The sequence below is a fragment of the Bacillus sp. Pc3 genome (genome assembly GCF_000815145.1).
GTDB lineage: Bacteria > Bacillota > Bacilli > Bacillales > Bacillaceae > Bacillus > Bacillus velezensis.
Window position 1 is genome coordinate 3,015,687 of sequence record NZ_CP010406.1, and the last position, 20,981, is coordinate 3,036,667.

Here is a 20,981-nt window from a genome sequence, read left to right on the forward strand (position 1 = left end):
CGGCACCAGGGTGCGGAACTCTTTTTTTTGTGGCAATCAGCGTTTTCCTTTAATGTAAGGGATGCCGTTGGCTTTAGGCGCATCCGCGCGGCCGATGAAGCCGGCAAGCGCGAGAATGGTCAGAATGTAAGGAGCCATCAGCATGTATACATTCGGAATGTCTTTGAACAGGGGCAAAAGCGAGCCGATAATGCTCAAACTCTGCGCAAATCCGAAGAACAGCGCAGCCCCGAGCGCGCCGATCGGATGCCATTTGCCGAAAACCAGCGCGGCAAGAGCGATAAAGCCTTGCCCGGAAATGGTGGAGTGCGTGAAATCAAGCGCGATCGTGGAAGCATATACACCGCCGCCGAGCCCGCCCAACAGTCCGCTGATCATGACGCCGATATAGCGCATGCCGAACACGTTGATTCCCATCGTATCGGCCGCCATCGGATGTTCCCCGACAGAACGGATGCGGAGGCCGAACGGCGTTTTGAATAAAATAAACCAGGAAACAAAGGCCAGTACGATGGCTAAAATTGACGTATAATATACGTCGGAAAAGAAAATCTTTCCTAAAACCGGAATATCGCTTAACCCGGGAATGTTCGTTTTGTAAAAGGGCTCCGGGATTTTATCAGTCTGCGCCTTTCCGTAGATCAGCTTGACGATAAACAGTGTCGCTCCTAATGCGAGCATATTGATCGCCACACCGGTTACCGTCTGATCGGCGCGGAAAGAAACCGCGGCGGCCGCGTGGATCAGTGAGAACAGTCCGCTGGCAATCATAGCCGCAGCCAAGGCGAGCCACGGAGCGGCGGCGCCAAGCTCGCGTCCGAAAAATAAGTTGAACATGACGCTTGTAAAGGCGCCGATAATCATCAGTCCTTCAAGACCGATGTTGACAACTCCCGATCTTTCAGAAAACACGCCGCCGAGAGCAGTTAAAATAAGCGGAGCCGCATATACGAGTGTTGCCGGGACAATAATGGATAAAATCTGCAGGAAGTCCACTTACTTCGCCCCCTTTTTCTTCAATTTATCAAGGATGAGACGGATGGCGTAGCTTGATGCCACAAACAAAATAATAATGGCGATGACGATGTCAACGACTTCAGAAGGCACCCCGGATTCAATCGGCATATTTAATGCCCCGACTTTAAGGCCGCCGAGAAGACATGCCGCCAGAACAACGCCGATTGCCGTGCTGCCGCCGAGAAGCGCAACCGCAATGCCGTCGAAGCCGACGCCGGTAAAGGCGCCCTTAACCGCCGCGTATTGAAAGGTTCCGAGTCCTTCCATCGCGCCGGCAAGCCCCGCGAAGGCGCCGGAAATCATCATGGCGTACATCATATTTTTTCTGACGCTCATTCCGGCGTATTGTGCGGCGTGCTGGTTAAAGCCGACAGCCCGGAATTCAAATCCGCTTTTTGTTTTATGAATGATAAACCACATGAGGACTGCCGCAAACAGAGCGATCAGAATGCCCCAGTGAAGGCGGGAGTAATCTGTCAGCTGCTCTAAAAACGGCGAGCGGAGCGACGCGCTTTCATGAATTTTGTCTGTTTTGTCCCGGTGGTCCGTCATGACATCGGAAATGAGATAATTGGTTAAATGAAGAGCGATATAATTCATCATGATCGTGACAATCACTTCGTGGACAAAAAAACGGGCTTTTAAAAATCCGGGAATCAGGCCCCAAATGCCGCCCGCAGCCGCAGCCGCCAATAACGAAAGCGGAAGGTGGATGTAAGCGGGGGCGTCAAAGGAAGCGCCGACCCACACCGCAGCGGTCCAGCCGACAAGGAGCTGTCCTTCAACCCCGATATTAAACAGGCCGGTCCGAAATGCGAATGCCACGGCCAATCCGGACAAAATATATGGCGTAATCTGCCGGATCGATTCCCCGATGTAATACACTTCACCGAAAATGCCGCTCCAAAGAGCCGAATACCCGCTTACGACATTGTAGCCGCTGGCGAGCATGATGACCGCACCCGCAGCTAATCCAAGGATGATCGCAATCAGCGGCACAGCCAGATGAGAAAGTCGATTAATCATGTGTTTTCCCCGCCTCCATTTGCTTACTTCCCGCCATTAAAAGTCCGAGCTCCTGCTCGTTTGTTTCAAGCGGATTGACGTTTGCGATGATGCTGCCTTCAAAGATGACGGCGATGCGATCGCTGAGATTCATTATTTCATCAAGTTCAAAAGATAACAGAAGCACCGCTTTACCGGCGTCACGCTGCTCAATGATCTTTTTATGGACGAATTCAATCGCGCCGACATCGAGTCCCCGCGTCGGCTGGGCCGCAATTAAAAGATCCGGATTTCTGTCCACTTCCCGGCCGATAATGGCCTTTTGCTGATTCCCTCCGGAGAGAGCGCGCGCAGGCGTATATTCATCAGGTGTTCTGACATCGTATTCTTTAATCAGGTTTCGCGCTTTGTCATAAATCGTGTGTTTATTTAATATGCCGAAAGAAGAGTAGGGCTTTTGGTAATAACTTTGCAGCACGATATTTTCTCCGATCGGAAAATCAAGGACGAGCCCGTGTTTATGCCTGTCCTGCGGAATATGCCCGATGCCGGCTTCAGTGACTTTCCGCGGCGGCATGTTTTGCAGCTGTTTGCCGTTTAACGTGATCGTGCCGGCATTCGTTTTTCTGAGACCTGTAATGGCTTCAATTAATTCAGACTGGCCGTTTCCGTCAACGCCCGCAATGCCGACGATTTCACCGGCTCTGACTGAGAGGGAGAGCTGTTTGACCGCCTCAACGCCGCGCGCGTCTTTAACCGTTACATCAGAAAGTGAAAGCACTTCTTGTTTCGGATCGGCCACTTGTTTATCCGTCTTGAATGACACTTCGCGTCCGACCATAAGGCTTGCCAGTTCATCTTGATCCGTATGTGCGACATCGAGTGTTGTAATGCCTTTTCCTTTCCGGATGATGGTGACACGGTCGCAGACTTCCATAATCTCTTTTAATTTGTGGGTGATGAGGATGATTGATTTTCCTTCATTGACAAGATTTTTCATAATCTGAATCAGTTCTTGAATTTCGTGCGGGGTCAGCACCGCGGTCGGCTCGTCAAAAATGAGAATGTCGGCGCCCCGGTAGAGGGTCTTTAATATTTCCGCCCGCTGCTGCATACCGACGGAAATATCGGCAACTTTGGCTTCAGGATCAATGTGCAGGCCGTAACGGTCGGAAATATCGCGCACGTCCCGGGCGGCGCGCTGTCTGTCAATTCGGCCGAAAGTTTTCGGCTCTTTTCCGAGAATGATATTTTCTGAGACGGTAAAGGTATCCACAAGCATAAAATGCTGGTGCACCATCCCGATGCCGAGATCGTTGGCTTTGTTCGGGCTGTTGATGTGAACGCGTTCGCCCCGCACCCGGATCTCGCCTTTTTCCGGCTGATACAGGCCGAATAAAACGTTCATGAGTGTCGATTTTCCGGCGCCGTTTTCACCGAGAAGGGCGTGTATTTCGCCTTTTTTCACTTGAAGCGTGACGTCATCATTGGCGACGATTCCGGGAAACTCCTTGCGTATATTAAGCATTTCAATGATATAATCCACCGATTTGACGCTCCTTTTCAGAGATACTTTGATGAGAAAGAGCTTGGCAAAAGAAAAGCTGCAAGAGATGCAGCTTTTCCTTCACCGCTCTTTTCATAAAAGAGAGGGGATAAGCACGGAAGTCACCTTATCCCCTGGTTCTTACTCAGCCTTGAAGGATTTCAATTCTTTTTCAGTTGAAGGGATCTCGAGTCCGTCCGCGATTTTCTTCTTCCAATCGTCTGTTGCTTTGATGACATCGTCAGAAAGGTTCTCCTTATGATCCGAGATACCGACTGCATCTTGCGCCAAACCGTATGTTAATGTTTTGCCGCCCGGGAATTTACCGTCACTCGCTTTTTTCGTTAAGTCCTCCACGGCAGTATCCACTTTTTTGACCATTGATGTGAGAGTGACATTGTCTTTTGTGCCTTTGACTTGGCCTTCCGCGTACTGGTCTTTATCAACACCGATAACCCATACGTTCCGCTTCGGATCTTCTTTTTTCAGATTTTTCGCTTCTGTGAAGACGCCCGTTCCCGTTGCGCCGGCCGCGTGATAAATGACGTCAACGCCTGATTTGTACATGCTTTCAGCCGTCGCCTTGCCGACATCGGCTTTGTCAAACCCGCCCGCATATTTCACTTCGACGGTCGCTTTCGGATTTGCGGCTTGTACACCCGCGCGGAAGCCGATTTCGAATTTTTTGATCAATTCAGACTCCATTCCGCCCACGAATCCGACTTTTCCCGTTTTGCTCGATAGCGCAGCGGCCGCTCCCACGAGGAATGAGCCTTCCTGCTCTTTAAATGTAAGGCTCGCCACGTTGTCTTTTTTGACAACGGCATCAATGATCGCAAAATTTGTGTCTTTGCGCTGATCGGCGATTTCGCTGATGGAATCCTGCATCAGATACCCGACGCCGTAAATCAGGTCAAAGTGTTCCCGCGCTAATTTATTTAAGTTCGTTGTATAATCTGCATCTGATTTTGATTGAAGATAGTCAAAACCGCTTTTGCCTTTTGTAAGCCCGTTGTCTTTTCCGAATGCCTGGATGCCTTCCCAGGCGGACTGGTTAAATGATTTGTCATCAACACCGCCGATATCCGTTACCATGCCGACGGTAAAGTTTTTGCTGCCGGAGCCGTTTGCTTTATCACTTGAACCGCATGCGCTTAATATGGTTCCGGCCGCTGCGATGAGCGCCATCGCCATTCCGATTTTGCGTTTTTTCAAAGATATAACCCCCCTGTAAAATATGGCTGTGCCGTTCAATTCAGACTTGAGTCCCCGTGCCGGATGCAGAATCGAAAAAACTTTCTGATAATAATGATGAGACGTCTCTTTTTTTCCCGCCTTGAGCGGCTGTCTCTTCCGGGTTCGGGACTTATGACTTATCTGAAAAGATCTGCTAACCAATCATAATTTATCATTTTACCCGCCATAAATAAATAGAAATTTGCTTATTTTTTAAAAAATATCAATTTTATGAATCGGCTTCCTCATCTGGTTAAAACAGAGGAGGATCAGCCGGGTCATTATCCTTATATAGCATATCAAAAAGGAATCTCAAGCCTTTTGTCACGGGATATGACAGTAAAAAAGCACCGTTCACAGCGAAACGGCGCTTTTTGACATTATAAATATTGTTTGATGCTGCTGACATTGCCGGTGTTGATATGATATTGAAAGACGGGTCTGCCGATCGTGCCGTACGCCATCTCTACATTCAGCACTTGTATGTCTTCCAGAAATTTAAGGTATTTCCGGATGGAGACTTGCGAGATTTCAGTATGCTTGGCGAGATCTTCCGTGGTAAAAGAGCCGTCGCCGAAAGACTCAATGCTCGCCCAGATGAGTTTAAGCGTGCTCTTTGTCAATCCCTTCGGAAGGTGAACCTTTTCCGCCGCTTCTTTCTTTTGAAAAAGCTCGGCATCCAATTCTTTCTGTGTCATGCTTCTGTGTGATTGATAAACTTTCTGCTTGCGTCTGTAGTCGGAAAGAGCGGTTTGAAAGCGGTCAAATTCAAATGGTTTGATTAAATAATCGACGGCGCCGTACCGAAGCGTTTTTTTAATGACGTCCAGCTCGCTTGCGGCCGAAATGACGATGACATCAACCGATTCATTCTGCTTGCGGATTTCCGTTAAAAGCTCAAGCCCGTTTTTTCCCGGCATGTAAATGTCAAGAAGGATGAGATCGATATGATGCTCGCTCAGCACGTGCAGCGCGCTTTGAAAGGATGATGCGATCCCTTTCAGCTGAAATCCTTCAATCTGGCTGAGATAGCGTTTATTTAATTCACCCACCATGGGGTCGTCTTCAACTATGAGTACATTAATCATCATTTTCCTCCTTCGGTTCATACGGAATGCGAAGACTGAAAGTCGTTCCTTCATTCTTTTCACTTGTCACAATCATATGGCCTTTTAAATTTTCTGTTGCCTGCTGGGTGAAATAGAGGCCGAACCCCCGGTTTGTCCCTTTCGTGGAATAACCTTGTTCAAAAATACGGGCTTGGTCTGCCGCAGACATTCCGGCTCCCGTGTCCGTAATCTCTATATCAAGCTGGCGATCCTGAAACCGCATCGAGCACGTAATGTTTTTTTTCGGCATCTGCGCCACCGCGTCGAGCGCGTTGTTTAACAGGTTTCCGATAATCGTAATGAGCTCATGGATGACGGCCGGATCCGCCGCATTCGGAATCAGGCTGCCGAGCTGAATGTCCAGATCAGCGCCCTGCTCGCGTATGTAGCTTTGTTTTCCCAGAAGAAACCCTGCGAGAACCGGACTTTTGACATCACTTATAATCTCGCTTGTTTCCGTCTTCTGCTGAATGGCAATGTCTTTAATGTAAGTGCCGAGATCGTCGTATTCTTTTAACTGGACAAGCCCTAAAATGACATGAAGCTTATTCATGAATTCATGAGACTGGGCTCTTAATGCGTTTGCATACATTTTAACACCGGACAGCTGTTCTGCTAAATGTTTGACCTCCGTTTTGTCCCTGAACGTGGCGATCGCTCCCACGGTTTGTCCTTTCAGATGAATCGGAACTTCATTAAAGACCAGCTCAAGTCCGTTAATGCGGATATCCCTGTCCTGAAGCGGTTTTTTCGTTTCAATCACCTGTTTCAGCCGGCTTTTCGGGAGAATATCGTTCACATCTTGATCGACCGGATTAGTCGGAATACCCATTTTAATAAAAAGCCGTTTCGCTTCCGCATTGGCAAGCTTTATTTTTCCCCGCGCGTCAACCGCCAGGATGCCTTCCTTCGTTGATTCGAGCATGGCGCTCCGCTCTTCCAGGAGGGTGGCGATTTCATAAGGCTCAAGACCGTACATAATGTTTTTGACGGTGCGGGCGACAATCACGGCTCCGATGACGCCGACAAAAATACTTACGCAGATGATGAAATAAAGCGGTCTCAAACTGTGGCTGACGACATCCTGTATTTTGTTAAGCGAAATTCCGACCGAAACGACGCCCACTTGTTTTTTATCTTTTCCATAGATCGGTACGAAGGCTCTCATGGATTTTCCGAGAGTGCCCGCTGATGTGCTCGTTTTGATATGGCCGTGCATTGCCGGCTGTTCGTCTCCGCCGGTGAATTTCTTCCCGATTTTATTTGCGTCGGGGTGGGTGAGGCGGATGCTGTTCATATCCATCACCACGACAAATTCGGTTCCTGTCGTATGCTGGACATCCAGTGTATAATTCCGGAGCTCTTTCAGCCCTTTTCTTGTTTGCAATGCCTGCGCGACACTCGGTGTTTCCGCGACCAGCTTTGCGGTGCGCAGCGCGGTTGTCCGTTCTTCTTCTTTCACGCGGTCCGCGGTCTGGACGCTGATCGTGAAAAAGGTGATACAAAGTGCGATAAGGACGACAATACAGACGAATATCGTTAATCGGGTTTGCAATTTTAATGTTTTTTTCATAACAGCCTTCCTTACGTTTATCATTCCCGCGTTCTACTTTACTCCGAAAAAGCCGGTTTGTGAAGATCAGGCCCTTATTTCGTAAAAGTGAGGAAAAATGGAATTTTTTATCTTGTCAATGTGTTTTAAGTCCTCCATAATAAGTGAGGTAGATTACAGAAAGGGACTTTTTATATGAAAAATACTTATTGGACGGGTTATTTTCCGCTCGTTGCGATTCTGCTTTTTAGTTCGTCATTATCCATTTCTACCTCGCTTTATGTCATGAAGATACTTCAGACGCTCGGCATGTATCAGGGGATGCTGGATTATTTCTCTGAGAAAGGGATCAGACTGGCGCTTTTTGCAGCGTTCGCCCTTGTGTATTTTATGCTTTTTTCGGCTTTGAAGCTGATTGCAAACACAGTGACAGAGCTGTCTCTTTTGTTTTTCACAAATGACCCTGAAGGGGACAATCTGAAAAAAATCAGATTAGGCTCTTTAATTTATGTAGGCGGAGGAATTCTTTCCTTTGCGCTCGTGCAGAATGGTTTTTGGATTGCGGCGTTATTTGCCGTTGTTACGCTCGTTTATTTGATTTTCATGGTGTACAGAATCTATTCGACACTCTCGATCGTTTCGCTGATCGGTTTTATATTGCTTGAGATTCTGTTTTGGTTTACTTTTGTTATCGGTATTTTGTACATCTTTATCAAGCTTTATAATAGCATAATGGCTAGCTTACCTGTGTAAGCTAGCCATTTTTGTTAAGACAGAAATCTGTTTTTGATCTCAGGGGAGGGGAGCATGCATGCTTCCCTTTTTCCGAACCATTTGTAACGGCGCCGGGCGATGAAAGAATAGGCTCTGTCCCTGAGTGGGCGGGGCACTGCGAAAAAAATCGCTGACAGCCGCCAGGCTCCGCGGAGATGACGGGAAACCTTTAACACGGCTGCGGATTTTTTGTATATCCGCCCGTTTTCGATGAAAATCATGCTGTCAAATTGTTCTGTCGGAAGTCCTTCTGATGCCAAAAGCTCCCGGGCGGTATCTGATTGCAATGAAGCAAATGAGATTTTGCCGGCCGGATCGCGTTTAATGATGAATTGAACGGCGCCGCTGCATAAGTTGCAGACGCCGTCAAACAAAAGCACGCGGTCCGGAAGCTGAGCTGGTTTCAAAGCGGATCCCCTCCGTTATCTTTAATAAGCTGCCTGCAGCGTGTTTTTCCAGATTGAAAGCTGAGGGCTTGCGTCATGAAGGTATTCGACGCTTGACGGTGTATCCTTGCCGACCCATACCCCCATCGTATAAGCATCCGTCAGGCCGACAAACCACATATCGTGATAGTCATTTGACGTTCCTGATTTTCCGCCGACGTACGGAGCTTTAAAGTTCGCTTTCTTTCCTGTTCCGCTTTTGACGACGGCTTTCATCATTTCTTTGATCTGCATGTTGGTCCGCACGCTGAATACCTGCGCCGGCTCATCTTTCCATTTTAATATCGTTTTTCCTTTTAAATCAGTCACTTTTGTAATCGCGTGACTCGGCGTATAAACACCGTTGTTGCCGAACGTGGTATACGCATTGGTCATTTCAAGCGGCGTCATGCCGTTTGTAAAACCGCCCAGCGCCGCAGGCAGACGGTAATCCGCGCTGACCAGCTTCGCGAAATGAAACGGTTCAAGGTAGCTGAACGCCTTATTGACGCCGACGCGGTCCATGATTCTGATGGCCGGTGTGTTGTACGAGTATTTAAACGCCGTTTCCAGGGTAACCGTGCCGTACGTGCGGTTATTATAGTTCTGCGGGCAGTAATCCGCACTGCAGAATTTGCTTGCGTCAATCTTGCTGTGTGGCGTTGCGCCGGTCTTTTCAATGTAAGGTCCGTAATCAAGCAGCGGCTTAATGGATGAACCGGGCTGTCTGTATGCTTGATAGGCGCGGTTGAAATCATATTTATGATAATCTTTCCCGCCTGAAAGCGCGATAATCTGATGTGTCTGATGATTAATCACGGCCGCTCCGCCCTGGACGCCTGCATACGGCAGATTTTGATTCACTTGGGCGACGACTTGGTTTTGCATATACGGATTCAGCGCCGTATAAATCTTCACGCCGTCTTTTAACAATGTGCTGACTCTGTCGGAAAGCTCACTCTGTATTTTTTGTTTCGCCTTTCCGGAAGCTTTTTCAAGACGTTTGTCATAGCCTTCAGATGAGGAAACAAGCTGTGTGAATTCATCATTTACATAGGAAACATAGTCAGGATATTTATTTGTTTTTTCGTTTATATCAAGCTTGATCTTTTCCTTTTCGGCTTTTTTCAGCTGTTTCCCGGATATAACGCCTGCTTTTTTCAATCCGTTAAGCAATCTGACTTGTCGTTTTTTCGTATAATCAAAATGCTTGAGAGGATCATATAATGTAGGGTTATTAGGAATGGCGCAGATAAAGGCCATCTCTCCCAAAGTGAGAGATTTCAGCGGCTTGCTGAAATAAAATTGTGCCGCTGAACCGACACCGTATACGCCGTTATTAAAATAAATTGTATTTAAGTAGCCTTCTAAAATCTCATCTTTGCTGTATTTTTTCTCAAGCTGATAGGAATAGGCCAGCTCCGTCAGCTTTCGGCTGAAGGTGCGTTCATGGCTTAAATACACATTCCTTGCCAGCTGCTGGGTGATGGTGCTGGCGCCCTGGTCAATTTTATGATCTTTGAAATTGGAGGCGGCCGCCCTGACCATCCCCATAAAGTCAAACCCTTTATGCTCATAAAAATGGCGGTCTTCAGAGGTTAAAAACAGCTGTTTTACCTCATTCGGTATTTTATTAAAGGGCACGATCACGCGGTTCTCATGATCGCTGACAATCTCAGAAACAAGGCTTCCGTCCCTGTCATACATGTAACTGTTTTGAACCAGGTTGATCGCTTTTAAGTCAATATGTTTATCGAGCACCTGATCAAAAGGCTTGATTTGTTTTACCTCTTTGCCGGAAGCAATAACTGTAAATGCACACAACGGGATAATGCCGAGCAGCAAAATCCATCCGATTATTTTACGTACCATGGTCACTCTCTTTTCTCCTGATTTCTAGCCATATCGTATCATTCTTTTAAGAATACGAGAAGGTTAAATTTAGAAGAAATCGTGATCGCTGCCGGTCAGCCCGCATTTGACGCTGTATCCTTTTGCAGATGTCCCGCCATCCATAAAAGCCCCGCGCCTATTAAAAAGAGAAAGGCGGTGACGTAGAAAGCAGCCGAAATAGAATAACCGCTTGAGACCGCACCTCCGAGCAGAGGGCCGAGCACGTTTCCGAGAAAACGAAAGCTGACGTTATAGCCGAGCACCTCTCCCTGGATGCTGCCCGGCGCCCTGACGCGGATCGCGGCCGTAATGCAGGGGAGCGTGCCGCCCATGACCATGCCGAACAGAAATCTGAAGACTAACAGAATGGAGAGGGAGGAGGCGAGCGCCTGCGGAATAAAAAACACCGCTGATGCAATCAAAAGCACGATTAAGATCCGGCTGTGGCCGAAGCGGTCGCCGAAGTCCCCCCATTTCCGGGCAAGCAATAAGCTTCCGAGTCCGGTCGCTGAAAACGCCATTCCGGAGAAAAAGGCTAAATTAACAGGTCCGTGCAGCTCATTGACATATAAAGCGAGCAGCGGCTGGATGCTGAAATTGCCGGTCTGCACGATCATGGTAAGCACCATCATCGCCCAAAGCGCGGGCTGGTGAAAAATATAGGAGAGCACCTGTTTTCTGGAATAGGTTTTCCGCTTGTTTTGTTTCTCGCCGAGCGGCTGCTCATTCACCTGAAATAAAACGAGAAGCACGGATACGAAAATAACAAAAGACGTAATAAAAAATGTGTACGTAAACCCGAAGCTGTCAGCGAGCAGCCCGCCCAGCATCGGTCCGAATAAAGTGCCTGACACCTGACCCATCTGCAGCGTGCCGAGCGTCTTCCCGGCAGTCTCTTTCGGCGTCTGCGCCGAAATCATGGCAAGCGATGTCGGAACAAAGCCTGTTACTAGACCCATAAGCAGCCGCAGGACAAACAGCTGATAAACGGATTTCACAAACCCCATCAATAAAATGCTGACGGCAATGCCGGTTCCTGTAATCAAGAGAATTTTTTTGTAGCCGCGCTTATCGCCGAATCTTCCCCAAAACGGGGAAATCACAAACGCCATTAAAAACGTGACGCCGAACACATACCCGCTCCATCTCTGCACATACCCGCCCGAATGGGGGCTGATCGTTTCGATATATAACGAAAGAAACGGAACAATCATGGTCATGCTGGCGGAAATAAAGAAATTTGTAATCCAAATGACGACGAAGTTCTTCTTACGGACAGAAATAACATCACCTTCTTTAATTTTCGTGTGTCTAATCATTAGTATATAGGAATGAATCCGGTATTTGTATTTTCGATGCGGATATAGGAAAATTCATTATTTTTAGAAAATGAAGAAAGTTTCAGAGGGGAAACTGATATACTATCATAAAATATCATTTTTGATCGGAGGAAAGGCAGGTGTAAAAAAGTGGATCAGCGCAGTCTGCTCATTATTGATTTTGAATTTACGATGCCTGACGGAAAATACAGCCCGCAAAATTTCTTTCCTGAGATTATTGAAGCGGGGATTGTCAAGACGGTGAATGATGAAGTGACTGAAACGTTTTCGAGTTATATCAAACCGAAAAAATTTCCAAAGCTGACGAAACGATGCAAAACCTTTCTGAACATCACCCAAAAAGACGTGGACGGCGGAATCACGTTTAATGAATTCATCCGCAAATTAAATGAGCTTGATCCTGATAAAAACTGCACGATCGTCACCTGGGGAAATATGGATATGAAGGTGTTGAAGCAAAATTGCATGTTTAACCACATCCCTTTTCCGTTCAAAGGAGAACTTCGGGATCTGTCCCTTGAATACAAAAACTTCTTCGGCGACAGAACATTGACCGGCCTTTGGAAAGCGGCGGAAGAGTATGGCGATAAAGGAACGGGCACACATCACAAAGCGCTGGATGATGCGCGGACGACATACAAATTATTCAAGCTTGTCGAGCGGGATAAACAATATCTTGAAAAACCGAAACCTCCGACGATCGGTGATCGCGTCGATCTGACTGAACTGTTTCGCCGGGCCACATAAAAAAACCCAATCATGCCGACTGGGTCAAGTTCTTTTAAAATAGTCACGCTCTAACGCGGCCAAGTTGGCGAGCGAACGTTCCGCCCATTCTGAGCCGTCCGCTGTAAGCTGATCTTTCAGCCGGGCAGACGCCGCTTGTAAGGAAGCCGTATAATCAGGAACTTCGCCATCAAACGGTTTGACCATCTGATGCGGTATGTTTGTCTGTTCCCCGAATGCAAGCGCTCTTCTTTCATGAAAGAACGGAACATCCGCCTGCTTCGGATGATGAAGATCTCCTTGAGCGGGATGCGTCAGAACGGCTTTAATTTTCACTAAATAGTGATTGGGCCTGACGTCTGTCACTTCCCCTATGTATGCTCCTGTTTTATAAAACCCTTTTACGATTGTGCCGATTTCAAACGAATTCATAGCGTTCACCTCTCTCTAGTTATTCTATAAAAGATCAACGAGATTGGCTAGTGAACAGCTGCCGGAAGCCTGACTGAAGCCGTTGTGCCCGAGTACTCGCCGCTGGTGAAATAGACGGAGCCTTCATGATGCTGAATAATCGAGAATGTCACGGTAAGCCCGAGCCCGGTGCCGTTCGTTTTCAGCGTATAATACGGTTTGCCGAGTTTCTGCAGTTCTTCATCGGACATGCCGATTCCGTTATCCGTAATCTGAATGAGAATCATCTCTTCCTGTTTTTGGACGGAGACCTCGATTCGGCCGTTTTCAGAGGGCACGGCTTCAATACTGTTTTTAATCAGATTAATGAAGGCCTGTTTCAGTTTTTTTACATCGCCGAACACATATAAATCAGGCTCGCTTTGAACAGTCACGGTCACCGATTTAAAATTGGCATAAGACTCCATTAAGGAACCTGTTTCCTTTACGAGCAGAGAAATATCAAACTTTTCTTTTTCATAGTCATCCTGCTTCGCCATATCAAGATAATTCGTAATGATCGTCTGAGCCCGGTCGAGTTCGGACAGCACAAGTTTCTGATATCCGGAGTGGGATTTGTCCTGAAGCTGCTCGCCGCTGAACAGCAGCTGCACAAAACCTCTGACGACCGTAAGCGGATTGCGGACTTCATGGGCGACGCTTGCCGCAAGCTCGCTGACGACGGCCATTTTTTCTGAGTGAATCAGCCTTGCCCGCATGGACGCATTCTCATCGATGATCTCAATCAAATAAATGCACAGCAAAAGGGCGCTGACTTGAAAAAAAACGGATACTGCCGCCTCATAATAAACGGAAGATAGATTTTGAAAATTGAAAATATTGGTCACGGAATAGATGAAGACAGATGCGGTTAATAAGGCGGTTTCAGTGCAGCCGATGAGAAGAGCGAAAAGCAGTTTCTTCCGCTTTGAGAAAAAAGGCCATTTCGTTTGGAGCTGGATAGGGATGATGATTAAAAAAGGAATTAAGGATAAGAAAAAAAGAGCGGAAGGTTCAAACCATATGAGCTGAAAAAAAACGGATGCCGCCCCTGCGGCAAGTCCTGCTGCGGTACCGGAATAAAGCAGGCAGACGATAATGGGAATCAGCTGCAAACCGTAACGGACGGAATGAAGCTCCTGGATGGGAAAAGCCGTACATAATAATGAAGATGCCGCTGCAAATACGGCGACCAGCAGGCGGTTCGCTCTCGGTACAAGCAAATCGGGCTTGCTGAGCCAGAAGACTTGATAAAGAAAAATAGGGAATAAAATAAAAGAGAAGTGAAGCAGGTAATCCTTTACAATCTCCATTTATGCGAAATCCTTTCCTATGTAAATATGAATCTATTATAACATCTTTACCGGCAAAAAAAGTATATATTTCTCTAAAGCGAACGCCCTTATCTCGTCTGATAAAGGCGTTCTTTCCGCTGCTAAGCGAGCGCTGCTTTCATTCTCTCAAGCCCTTCTTTTACGGTTGCGGCTGAACAGCCGACATTAAGTCTCATAAATCCTTCGCCGCCCGGTCCGTATTTCGTTCCCGGCTCTAATATGATTTTCCCTTTTTTGAGCATTCTTTCTTTGAGCTCGGCATCCGAAAATCCGTATCCGCTGAAATCCATCCAGATCAAATAGGAAGCGTCAGGTTTCATCATGCGGACTTTCGGCAATTCTTTTCTTAAAAAGTCCTCAGCCAATTTCATATTCCCTTCAATGTAAGGAATCAGCGCGTCAAGCCAAGGGCCTCCCTTTGTATAAGCCGCTTCGATTGCTGCAACCGCAAATGTGTTGAGGCTGGAAATCCCGTTCTGATGCAATGCGGCGGAGAATTTCGCCCGCTTATAACGGTCGGGAATGATAATGGCGGATGCCTGAATGCCGGCAATATTAAACGTCTTGCTCGGCGCGACACAAGTAACGGAAATCCGCGCAAACTCCTCAGACAGAGAAGCAAAAGGCGTATGCGGCTTTCCGTACAGCATCAAGTCGGAATGTATCTCGTCAGAAACGACGGTGACGTTATGGGCGGCGCACAGCGATCCGAGCTTCATAAGCTCATCCCGGCTCCACGCTCTGCCGGACGGATTGTGGGGATTACAAAGAATCATCAGCTTGACCTCAGAATCGTTCAGCTTTTTCTCAAGATCCTCAAAATCCATGCAGTAGACGCCGTTTTCTTCCCGTAATGGGTTATGTAAAACCTGCCGTTTGTTTTCCTTGATCATCTGATAAAAAGGCGTATACACCGGTGATTGAATCAACACCGGATCGCCCGGTTCGGTAAAGGCTTGTACTGCCATGCTGATTGCCGTGACAACTCCGGGACTGAACGTGATGCTTGCGGGATCGGGCCGGTAGCCGTGCCGTGTCTCAAGCCATGAAGCGACGGCTTCTCTTGTGTTTTCGTCAGGAGCCGTATAACCGAATATGCCGTGGTCAAGGCGGGCTTTTAAGGCGTCAGTGACCGCTTCGGGAGCGCGGAAATCCATATCGGCAACCCACATCGGAAGTGCATCCGATACGCCGAATAACGCTTCCGCCTTGTCCCATTTCACCGATTGTGTGCCAAGACGGTTTTCTCGAAGATCAAAGTTCATGTATGTCACTCCTGTAGTATCATTATTTTGCACAGCGTATCTATGATAAAATAGATTTGCAAACTTTATTATAAGCGGTGATGAAAATGGAAGAAAGCCAAGCGGTCATGGAAATGATGAAAATCATTGCCAAGTGGGACCCGTTTAAATATGGAGAAGATTTTTATGAGACAGAAGCCGCCGACATCGTTCAGGCCGTCTACAGTGAAGACCGTGCCGACAAGCTGGCAGCAGCCATTCAGGATATCTTTGAAGCTTCATTTGAGCAAAAGCTTCCGATCGAAGGCTGCCAAAAGGCCGCCGAGCAGCTTCTGTTCATAAAAGAAAGCAGCTCCTGCACCCCTTAAAAACCGGCGGTTCCCGCCGGTTTTTTTATTGAATAAATTCAAAAATCCGCTCTGAAACAAACTCCGGGCGCTCTTCGGGTACGAGGTGTCCCGTATCTTTGAGTGAATACAGAATGGAATCCGGCAGGTCGTCATGAAGCCGTTTTCCGACTGAGACCGGAACGACCCGGTCTTCTTCTCCCCATATTAAAAGAGCGGGGTTTTGCACTTTCTTCAAATCCTCGGGCTCTAAATCGCCCTCCCTGTGTCTGATGAACCTTGTCATCGCTTTGAAAATCTGGCGGTCTGTAAATGGTTTTTCGTAACCGTCAATCATTTCCTGATCGATAAGCGTCCGGTCGTGAACGACATTTAACAGGTTTTTCAGCACACCGTCTTTTGAAAGCCAATACTTAAGATACAGGTCAAAACAAGGGAGGTGCGTCCCGAATATAATCGACGGGTGCGAGCGCTTTAAATACCCCGAGCTGCACAGCAGGACGATTTTTGAAAAAAGCTCGGGTCTGAGAAGAGACGCGGATAAGGAAATCTGGCCGCCCATCGAATGGCCGATGAGTGCGGCCCGGCTGATACCGAGCTTTTCCAGAAGTCCGATCAGAAGCTTGGCGAGGTTTGCGTAAGTATATACGAAAGTCCGTGACTTTTCCGATTGCCCGAAAGGAGGCAGGTCAACGGCGATAATATCATAATGGTTTCTGAGCAGCGGGATCAGTTTTCTGAAGCTGAATGCCGAAGATAAAAAACCGTGTACGCAGACGAGTGTCTGTCTGCCGGGATTTTCATAATGCTCGTAATACAGCTCAACTCCGTCTATCGCGGCCCGTTTAATCGGTGAAACAGCTTCCATGAGAGCCTTCGCCGTCCTTTCTTTGTTGTAATGTAAAGGCTTTTTTGATTGTCAGATTTTAGCTCTGGTTTCTTTCGGGTTTTTCTTAGCATTTGTCGAAAATCGTGATATAATGTCATGAAGATTTTTGATAATGCAAAGGTGTGAAACGTATGAAGCTGACCGAAAAAGAAACAGAAATATTAGAAATTTTAGACGAAAACAGCCGCGTTGATGCGGAAACGATCGCGAAAATGGCGAACATTCCCGCCGAAGAAGTCAAAAGCATCATTGAAAAGCTTGAAAAGGAAAAAGTCATCATTGATTATGCGGCGATGATCGACTGGCGCAAAGTCGACGGGCTGGAAGGCGTCACGGCGATGATTGACGTAAAAGTCACTCCGAAACGAAATGTCGGCTTTGATGAAGTCGCTGAACGGATATACAGATTCCAGGAAGTTGAATCAGTGTACCTGATGTCAGGGGTGTATGACTTATCTGTCGTCATCCGCGGCAACACGATGTCAGACGTGGCAAGCTTCGTGTCTGAAAAACTGTCCACCCTTGAGTCCGTCGTTTCCACGACGACGCACTTTATCCTGAAAAAATATAAGCATGACGGCAAAGTCTTTGAAAGCGGAGACGATGACAAAAGAATCGTGGTGTCTCCGTAAATGGAAACGAAGACTTCTTATTTATCTGACTACGTGCAGCAGATTAAACCGTCAGGCATCCGCAAATTCTTTGATCTGGCTGCTACGATGGAAGGCGTCATTTCACTGGGAGTAGGAGAGCCTGACTTTGTGACGGCCTGGAACGTGAGGGAAGCGAGTATTCTTTCTTTAGAACAGGGTTATACGGCTTATACGGCAAATGCGGGTCTTTATGAACTGAGAGAAGAAATCAGCCGCTATTTAGATCAGCGGTTCGGCCTGAGTTATTCGCCTGACAGTGAACTGATCGTTACGGTAGGGGCAAGCCAGGCGCTTGATCTCGCTGTCCGCGCCATTATGAATCCCGGAGAGGAAATGTTAATTCCCGAACCGTGTTTTGTCGCATATGAATCACTCGTGACCCTGACGGGGGCGAAGCCGGTGCCGATTCAGACTGTAGCTGCAAAAGGTTTCAAAGCATCAGCAGCCGATTTTGAAGCGGCCCTGACGGACAAAACAAAAGCGCTGCTTCTATGCTCGCCGTCAAATCCGACTGGTTCCGTCTATTCGAAAGAAGAGCTTGAATCCATCGCTGCTTTCGCTGAAAAACACGACTTGATCGTGCTTGCCGATGAAATTTATGCCGAGCTGACGTATGATGAGCCATTCACGAGCATGGGGGCCATCCGCGGCATGAAGGAGCGGACGATTTTGATTTCAGGTTTCTCCAAAGCATTTGCCATGACGGGATGGAGACTCGGATTTACGGCGGCGCCTCCCGTGATCAGGGATGCCATGCTCAAAATTCATCAGCACGCGATGATGTGCGCGCCTTCCATGGCTCAGTACGCGGCGCTTGAAGGGCTGAAAAACGGCCAGGAAGACGTCGAAAGAATGAAAAAAAGCTACCGGAGACGCCGAAACCTGATTGTGGAAACATTGAACGAAATCGGACTCGGCTGCCACCACCCCGGCGGAGCGTTTTACGCCTTTCCTTCCATTCAATCGACCGGCATGAGTTCAGAAGAATTCGCGGAACAGCTGCTCATTGAAGAAAAAGTAGCCGTCGTTCCGGGGAATGTATTCGGCCCGAGCGGCGAAGGCTACATCAGATGTTCCTATGCGACATCCATTGAGCAGATTCAGGAAGCGCTCGTCAGAATCAAACGGTTTGTTGAAAAAAGGGCATGAAAAAAGATACGAACCCGGTTCGCATCCAAATAAAAGGGGGGAATACTAGAAAGCCTTCGTAATCATAGTATACCCCCTTTATCTGTGCTTAAACATGATCATGTAAAAAAGTTCTCTTTGCGAAAAACAAACTTGTATGATATAATTTTAAATTGCGTATAATCTGTATTTAATTTAACTTAGGAGTTGTTATGAATGGCAGCAAAATTTGAAGTGGGCAGTGTTTACACTGGTAAAGTAACAGGATTACAAGCGTATGGTGCGTTTGTTGCATTAGATGAAGAAACTCAAGGACTTGTTCACATTTCTGAAGTCACTCACGGTTTCGTAAAAGACATTAACGAACACCTTTCAATCGGTGACGAAGTACAAGTAAAAGTACTTGCAGTTGACGAAGAAAAAGGCAAAATCAGCCTTTCTATCCGTGCGACTCAAGCGGCGCCTGAAAGAAAAGAAAGCAAACCAAGAAAACCGAAAGCGGCACAAGTTTCTGAAGAAACATCTGCTCCGCAAGGTTTCAACACATTGAAAGATAAGCTTGAAGAGTGGATCGAACAGTCCAACCGCAAAGACCTTATCAAAAAATAACCATCAAAAAAAGCACCGGATATGTATGTTCGGTGCTTTTTTTATGTTTATCTGACTTCAGGATTTGCCGCTTCCTCGCGGGATGTTTCTTCGTTCTGCTTAAACAGCAGGCCGAGATTGATCAGACCGGCGATGCCGACAAGACCGTAAATAATCCGCGACAGAGCTGATCCTTGGCCGCCGAAGATGGCTGCTACTAAATCAAATTGGAAAAATCCGATCAGTCCCCAGTTAATAGCGCCGATAATCGTTAATACGAGACAGATACGCTGAATAACACTCATGTAAACAACCTCCTCTATGAATTCGTGAAACAGTTATAGATTGTGACAAAGCAAAGAATCTATGCATACTTTCTCTGCCGTGTAAATCACACACTGTCTCAAGCTGTACAAGTGCCTTTCCCGGGAAGCCGCTGTCTGTAAACCGTGTGATGTGTGCCGTCAAAAAAGCGGATTGCTTTACATTGAACGTCAACTTTCTGCATAATATAAATCCAAAGGAGGAGATGTCATGCAAAACTTTACATATTGGAATCCGACCAAATTGATTTTCGGAAAGGGAGAGGTCGAAAAACTTCCTGAAGAAATCAAGCCGTACGGAAAGAACGTACTGCTCGTATACGGAGGCGGCAGCATTAAGCGCAGCGGTCTTTATGATCAAGTAACCGAACTGCTGAAAAAAGCCGGAGTTACCGTACATGAATTGGCAGGCGTAGAGCCGAATCCGCGTGTCTCAACAGTGAACAAAGGTGTTGCGCTCTGTAAAGAAAACAGCATCGATTTCTTATTGGCCGTCGGCGGCGGAAGTGTCATTGACTGCACGAAAGCCATCGCGGCGGGCGCTAAATATGACGGCGACGCGTGGGATATCGTCACGAAAAAACACCAGCCGAAAGAAGCGCTGCCGTTCGGAACAGTGCTGACACTTGCGGCGACCGGTTCAGAGATGAACTCCGGATCAGTCATCACAAACTGGGAGACACAAGAGAAATACGGATGGGGGAGCCCGCTCGTTTACCCTAAATTCTCTATTCTCGATCCGGTAAACACCTTTACCGTTCCGAAAGACCACACTATTTACGGCATGGTCGATATGATGAGCCATGTGTTTGAACAATATTTCCACCACACATCAAACACGCCGTATCAGGACCGGATGTGTGAATCGCTTCTGCGCACGGTGATTGAAACAGCGCCGAAGCTGATCAATGATCTGGAGAACTACGAGCTTCGTGAGACGATTTTATATACAGGCACGATCGCATTAAACGGAATGCTGTCAATGGGCGCAAGAGGGGATTGGGCCACACACAACATCGAGCATGCGGTATCAGCGGTTTACGATATACCGCACGCCGGAGGTTTAGCGATTCTGTTCCCGAACTGGATGAGGCATGTGCTCAAAGAAAATCCGACCCGCTTTAAACAGCTTGCCGTCCGTGTTTTCGATATTGACGAGACAGGCAAATCAGATGAAGAGATCGCACTTGAAGGAATCAGCAGGCTGTCTGATTTCTGGACGAGTCTCGGCGCTCCGAACAGACTCGCTGATTATGATATTTCTGATGAGAAGCTGGATACGATTGCAGATAAAGCGATGGCAAACGGAGCATTCGGACAGTTTAAGTCACTGCAGAAAGAAGACGTGCTTGCGATACTGAAAGCATCATTGTAATAACATAAAGGGGGGCGGCCGGATTGG

At 47.3% G+C, this 20,981-nt stretch carries 21 protein-coding genes; 7 read left to right on the forward strand and 14 right to left on the reverse strand.

What is annotated here, in order from left to right:
- Positions 1-36 precede the first annotated feature (36 nt).
- The 6 genes from SB24_RS14400 to malK all read right to left on the reverse strand — a co-directional run bounded on the left by SB24_RS14400 (position 37) and on the right by malK (position 7,486).
- Positions 37-996: an ABC transporter permease gene (locus tag SB24_RS14400; RefSeq protein ID WP_039254069.1), complete on the reverse strand. Its 960-nt coding sequence runs from the start codon at positions 994-996 to the stop codon at positions 37-39.
- On the reverse strand, positions 997-2,043 hold the full coding sequence (locus SB24_RS14405; protein ID WP_012118308.1) for an ABC transporter permease: 1,047 nt from the start codon (positions 2,041-2,043) through the stop codon (positions 997-999). It lies immediately after the preceding gene.
- Positions 2,036-3,568: an ABC transporter ATP-binding protein gene (locus tag SB24_RS14410; protein WP_039254072.1), complete on the reverse strand. Its 1,533-nt coding sequence runs from the start codon at positions 3,566-3,568 to the stop codon at positions 2,036-2,038. Before SB24_RS14410 ends, SB24_RS14405 begins: the two co-directional genes overlap by 8 nt.
- A 141-nt stretch (positions 3,569-3,709) precedes the next feature.
- The gene (locus SB24_RS14415) at positions 3,710-4,783 is read right to left on the reverse strand and encodes a BMP family lipoprotein (RefSeq protein ID WP_007408665.1); all 1,074 of its coding nucleotides are present in this window, start codon (positions 4,781-4,783) and stop codon (positions 3,710-3,712) included.
- A 401-nt stretch (positions 4,784-5,184) separates the two neighbouring features.
- On the reverse strand, positions 5,185-5,892 hold the full coding sequence (locus tag SB24_RS14420) for a response regulator (protein WP_003152077.1): 708 nt from the start codon (positions 5,890-5,892) through the stop codon (positions 5,185-5,187).
- Positions 5,885-7,486, reverse strand: coding sequence for a malate sensor histidine kinase MalK (malK, locus tag SB24_RS14425; protein WP_003152078.1), 1,602 nt, complete (start codon positions 7,484-7,486; stop codon positions 5,885-5,887). Before malK ends, SB24_RS14420 begins: the two co-directional genes overlap by 8 nt.
- A gap of 174 nt (positions 7,487-7,660) precedes the next feature.
- On the opposite strand from malK, the gene SB24_RS14430 reads away from it, so the two are divergent.
- Positions 7,661-8,218, forward strand: coding sequence for a YufK family protein (locus SB24_RS14430; RefSeq protein WP_007408662.1), 558 nt, complete (start codon positions 7,661-7,663; stop codon positions 8,216-8,218).
- 14 nt (positions 8,219-8,232) lie between these two features.
- Here SB24_RS14430 and SB24_RS14435 read toward each other — a convergent pair whose 3' ends face one another.
- From SB24_RS14435 to SB24_RS14445, 3 genes are all read right to left on the reverse strand, one after another.
- Positions 8,233-8,646: a thiol-disulfide oxidoreductase DCC family protein gene (locus tag SB24_RS14435; RefSeq protein WP_003152080.1), complete on the reverse strand. Its 414-nt coding sequence runs from the start codon at positions 8,644-8,646 to the stop codon at positions 8,233-8,235.
- Between the two features lie 21 nt (positions 8,647-8,667).
- Positions 8,668-10,542, reverse strand: coding sequence for a transglycosylase domain-containing protein (locus SB24_RS14440; RefSeq protein WP_014305709.1), 1,875 nt, complete (start codon positions 10,540-10,542; stop codon positions 8,668-8,670).
- Between the two features lie 89 nt (positions 10,543-10,631).
- Complete coding sequence (locus SB24_RS14445; RefSeq protein ID WP_039254077.1) at positions 10,632-11,876, reverse strand: multidrug efflux MFS transporter; 1,245 nt, start codon at positions 11,874-11,876, stop codon at positions 10,632-10,634.
- 150 nt (positions 11,877-12,026) lie between these two features.
- Here SB24_RS14445 and kapD point away from each other — a divergent pair, with 150 nt between their 5' ends.
- A complete protein-coding gene (gene kapD, locus SB24_RS14450) occupies positions 12,027-12,644 on the forward strand; it encodes a 3'-5' exonuclease KapD (protein ID WP_003152084.1) in 618 nt (205 codons plus the stop codon).
- A 24-nt stretch (positions 12,645-12,668) separates the two neighbouring features.
- Here the strand turns inward: kapD and SB24_RS14455 are convergent, their stop codons facing one another.
- From SB24_RS14455 to SB24_RS14465, 3 genes are all read right to left on the reverse strand, one after another.
- Positions 12,669-13,055, reverse strand: a complete 387-nt coding sequence (locus tag SB24_RS14455; protein ID WP_003152087.1) for a kinase-associated lipoprotein KapB — start codon at positions 13,053-13,055, stop codon at positions 12,669-12,671.
- Between the two features lie 47 nt (positions 13,056-13,102).
- Positions 13,103-14,386, reverse strand: coding sequence for a sensor histidine kinase (locus SB24_RS14460; protein WP_031378408.1), 1,284 nt, complete (start codon positions 14,384-14,386; stop codon positions 13,103-13,105).
- A gap of 122 nt (positions 14,387-14,508) precedes the next feature.
- Positions 14,509-15,672, reverse strand: coding sequence for a MalY/PatB family protein (locus SB24_RS14465; RefSeq protein WP_031378409.1), 1,164 nt, complete (start codon positions 15,670-15,672; stop codon positions 14,509-14,511).
- Positions 15,673-15,758: 86 nt separating this feature from the next.
- Here SB24_RS14465 and SB24_RS14470 point away from each other — a divergent pair, with 86 nt between their 5' ends.
- A complete protein-coding gene (locus SB24_RS14470) occupies positions 15,759-16,019 on the forward strand; it encodes a DUF1871 family protein (RefSeq protein ID WP_039254081.1) in 261 nt (86 codons plus the stop codon).
- A gap of 25 nt (positions 16,020-16,044) precedes the next feature.
- Here SB24_RS14470 and SB24_RS14475 read toward each other — a convergent pair whose 3' ends face one another.
- Complete coding sequence (locus tag SB24_RS14475) at positions 16,045-16,866, reverse strand: alpha/beta fold hydrolase (RefSeq protein WP_003152096.1); 822 nt, start codon at positions 16,864-16,866, stop codon at positions 16,045-16,047.
- A gap of 152 nt (positions 16,867-17,018) precedes the next feature.
- Here SB24_RS14475 and SB24_RS14480 point away from each other — a divergent pair, with 152 nt between their 5' ends.
- From SB24_RS14480 to yugI, 3 genes are all read left to right on the forward strand, one after another.
- On the forward strand, positions 17,019-17,519 hold the full coding sequence (locus SB24_RS14480; RefSeq protein ID WP_003152098.1) for an Lrp/AsnC family transcriptional regulator: 501 nt from the start codon (positions 17,019-17,021) through the stop codon (positions 17,517-17,519).
- Positions 17,520-18,689, forward strand: a complete 1,170-nt coding sequence (locus SB24_RS14485; RefSeq protein WP_003152100.1) for an aminotransferase — start codon at positions 17,520-17,522, stop codon at positions 18,687-18,689.
- 195 nt (positions 18,690-18,884) lie between these two features.
- Positions 18,885-19,277, forward strand: coding sequence for a S1 domain-containing post-transcriptional regulator GSP13 (gene yugI / locus SB24_RS14490; RefSeq protein WP_003152102.1), 393 nt, complete (start codon positions 18,885-18,887; stop codon positions 19,275-19,277).
- A gap of 47 nt (positions 19,278-19,324) precedes the next feature.
- On the opposite strand, the gene SB24_RS14495 is transcribed toward yugI, so the two are convergent.
- Positions 19,325-19,561, reverse strand: a complete 237-nt coding sequence (locus SB24_RS14495) for a DUF378 domain-containing protein (protein ID WP_039254086.1) — start codon at positions 19,559-19,561, stop codon at positions 19,325-19,327.
- A 229-nt stretch (positions 19,562-19,790) separates the two neighbouring features.
- On the opposite strand from SB24_RS14495, the gene SB24_RS14500 reads away from it, so the two are divergent.
- Positions 19,791-20,954, forward strand: a complete 1,164-nt coding sequence (locus SB24_RS14500; RefSeq protein WP_039254089.1) for an iron-containing alcohol dehydrogenase — start codon at positions 19,791-19,793, stop codon at positions 20,952-20,954.
- Positions 20,955-20,981 lie beyond the last annotated feature (27 nt).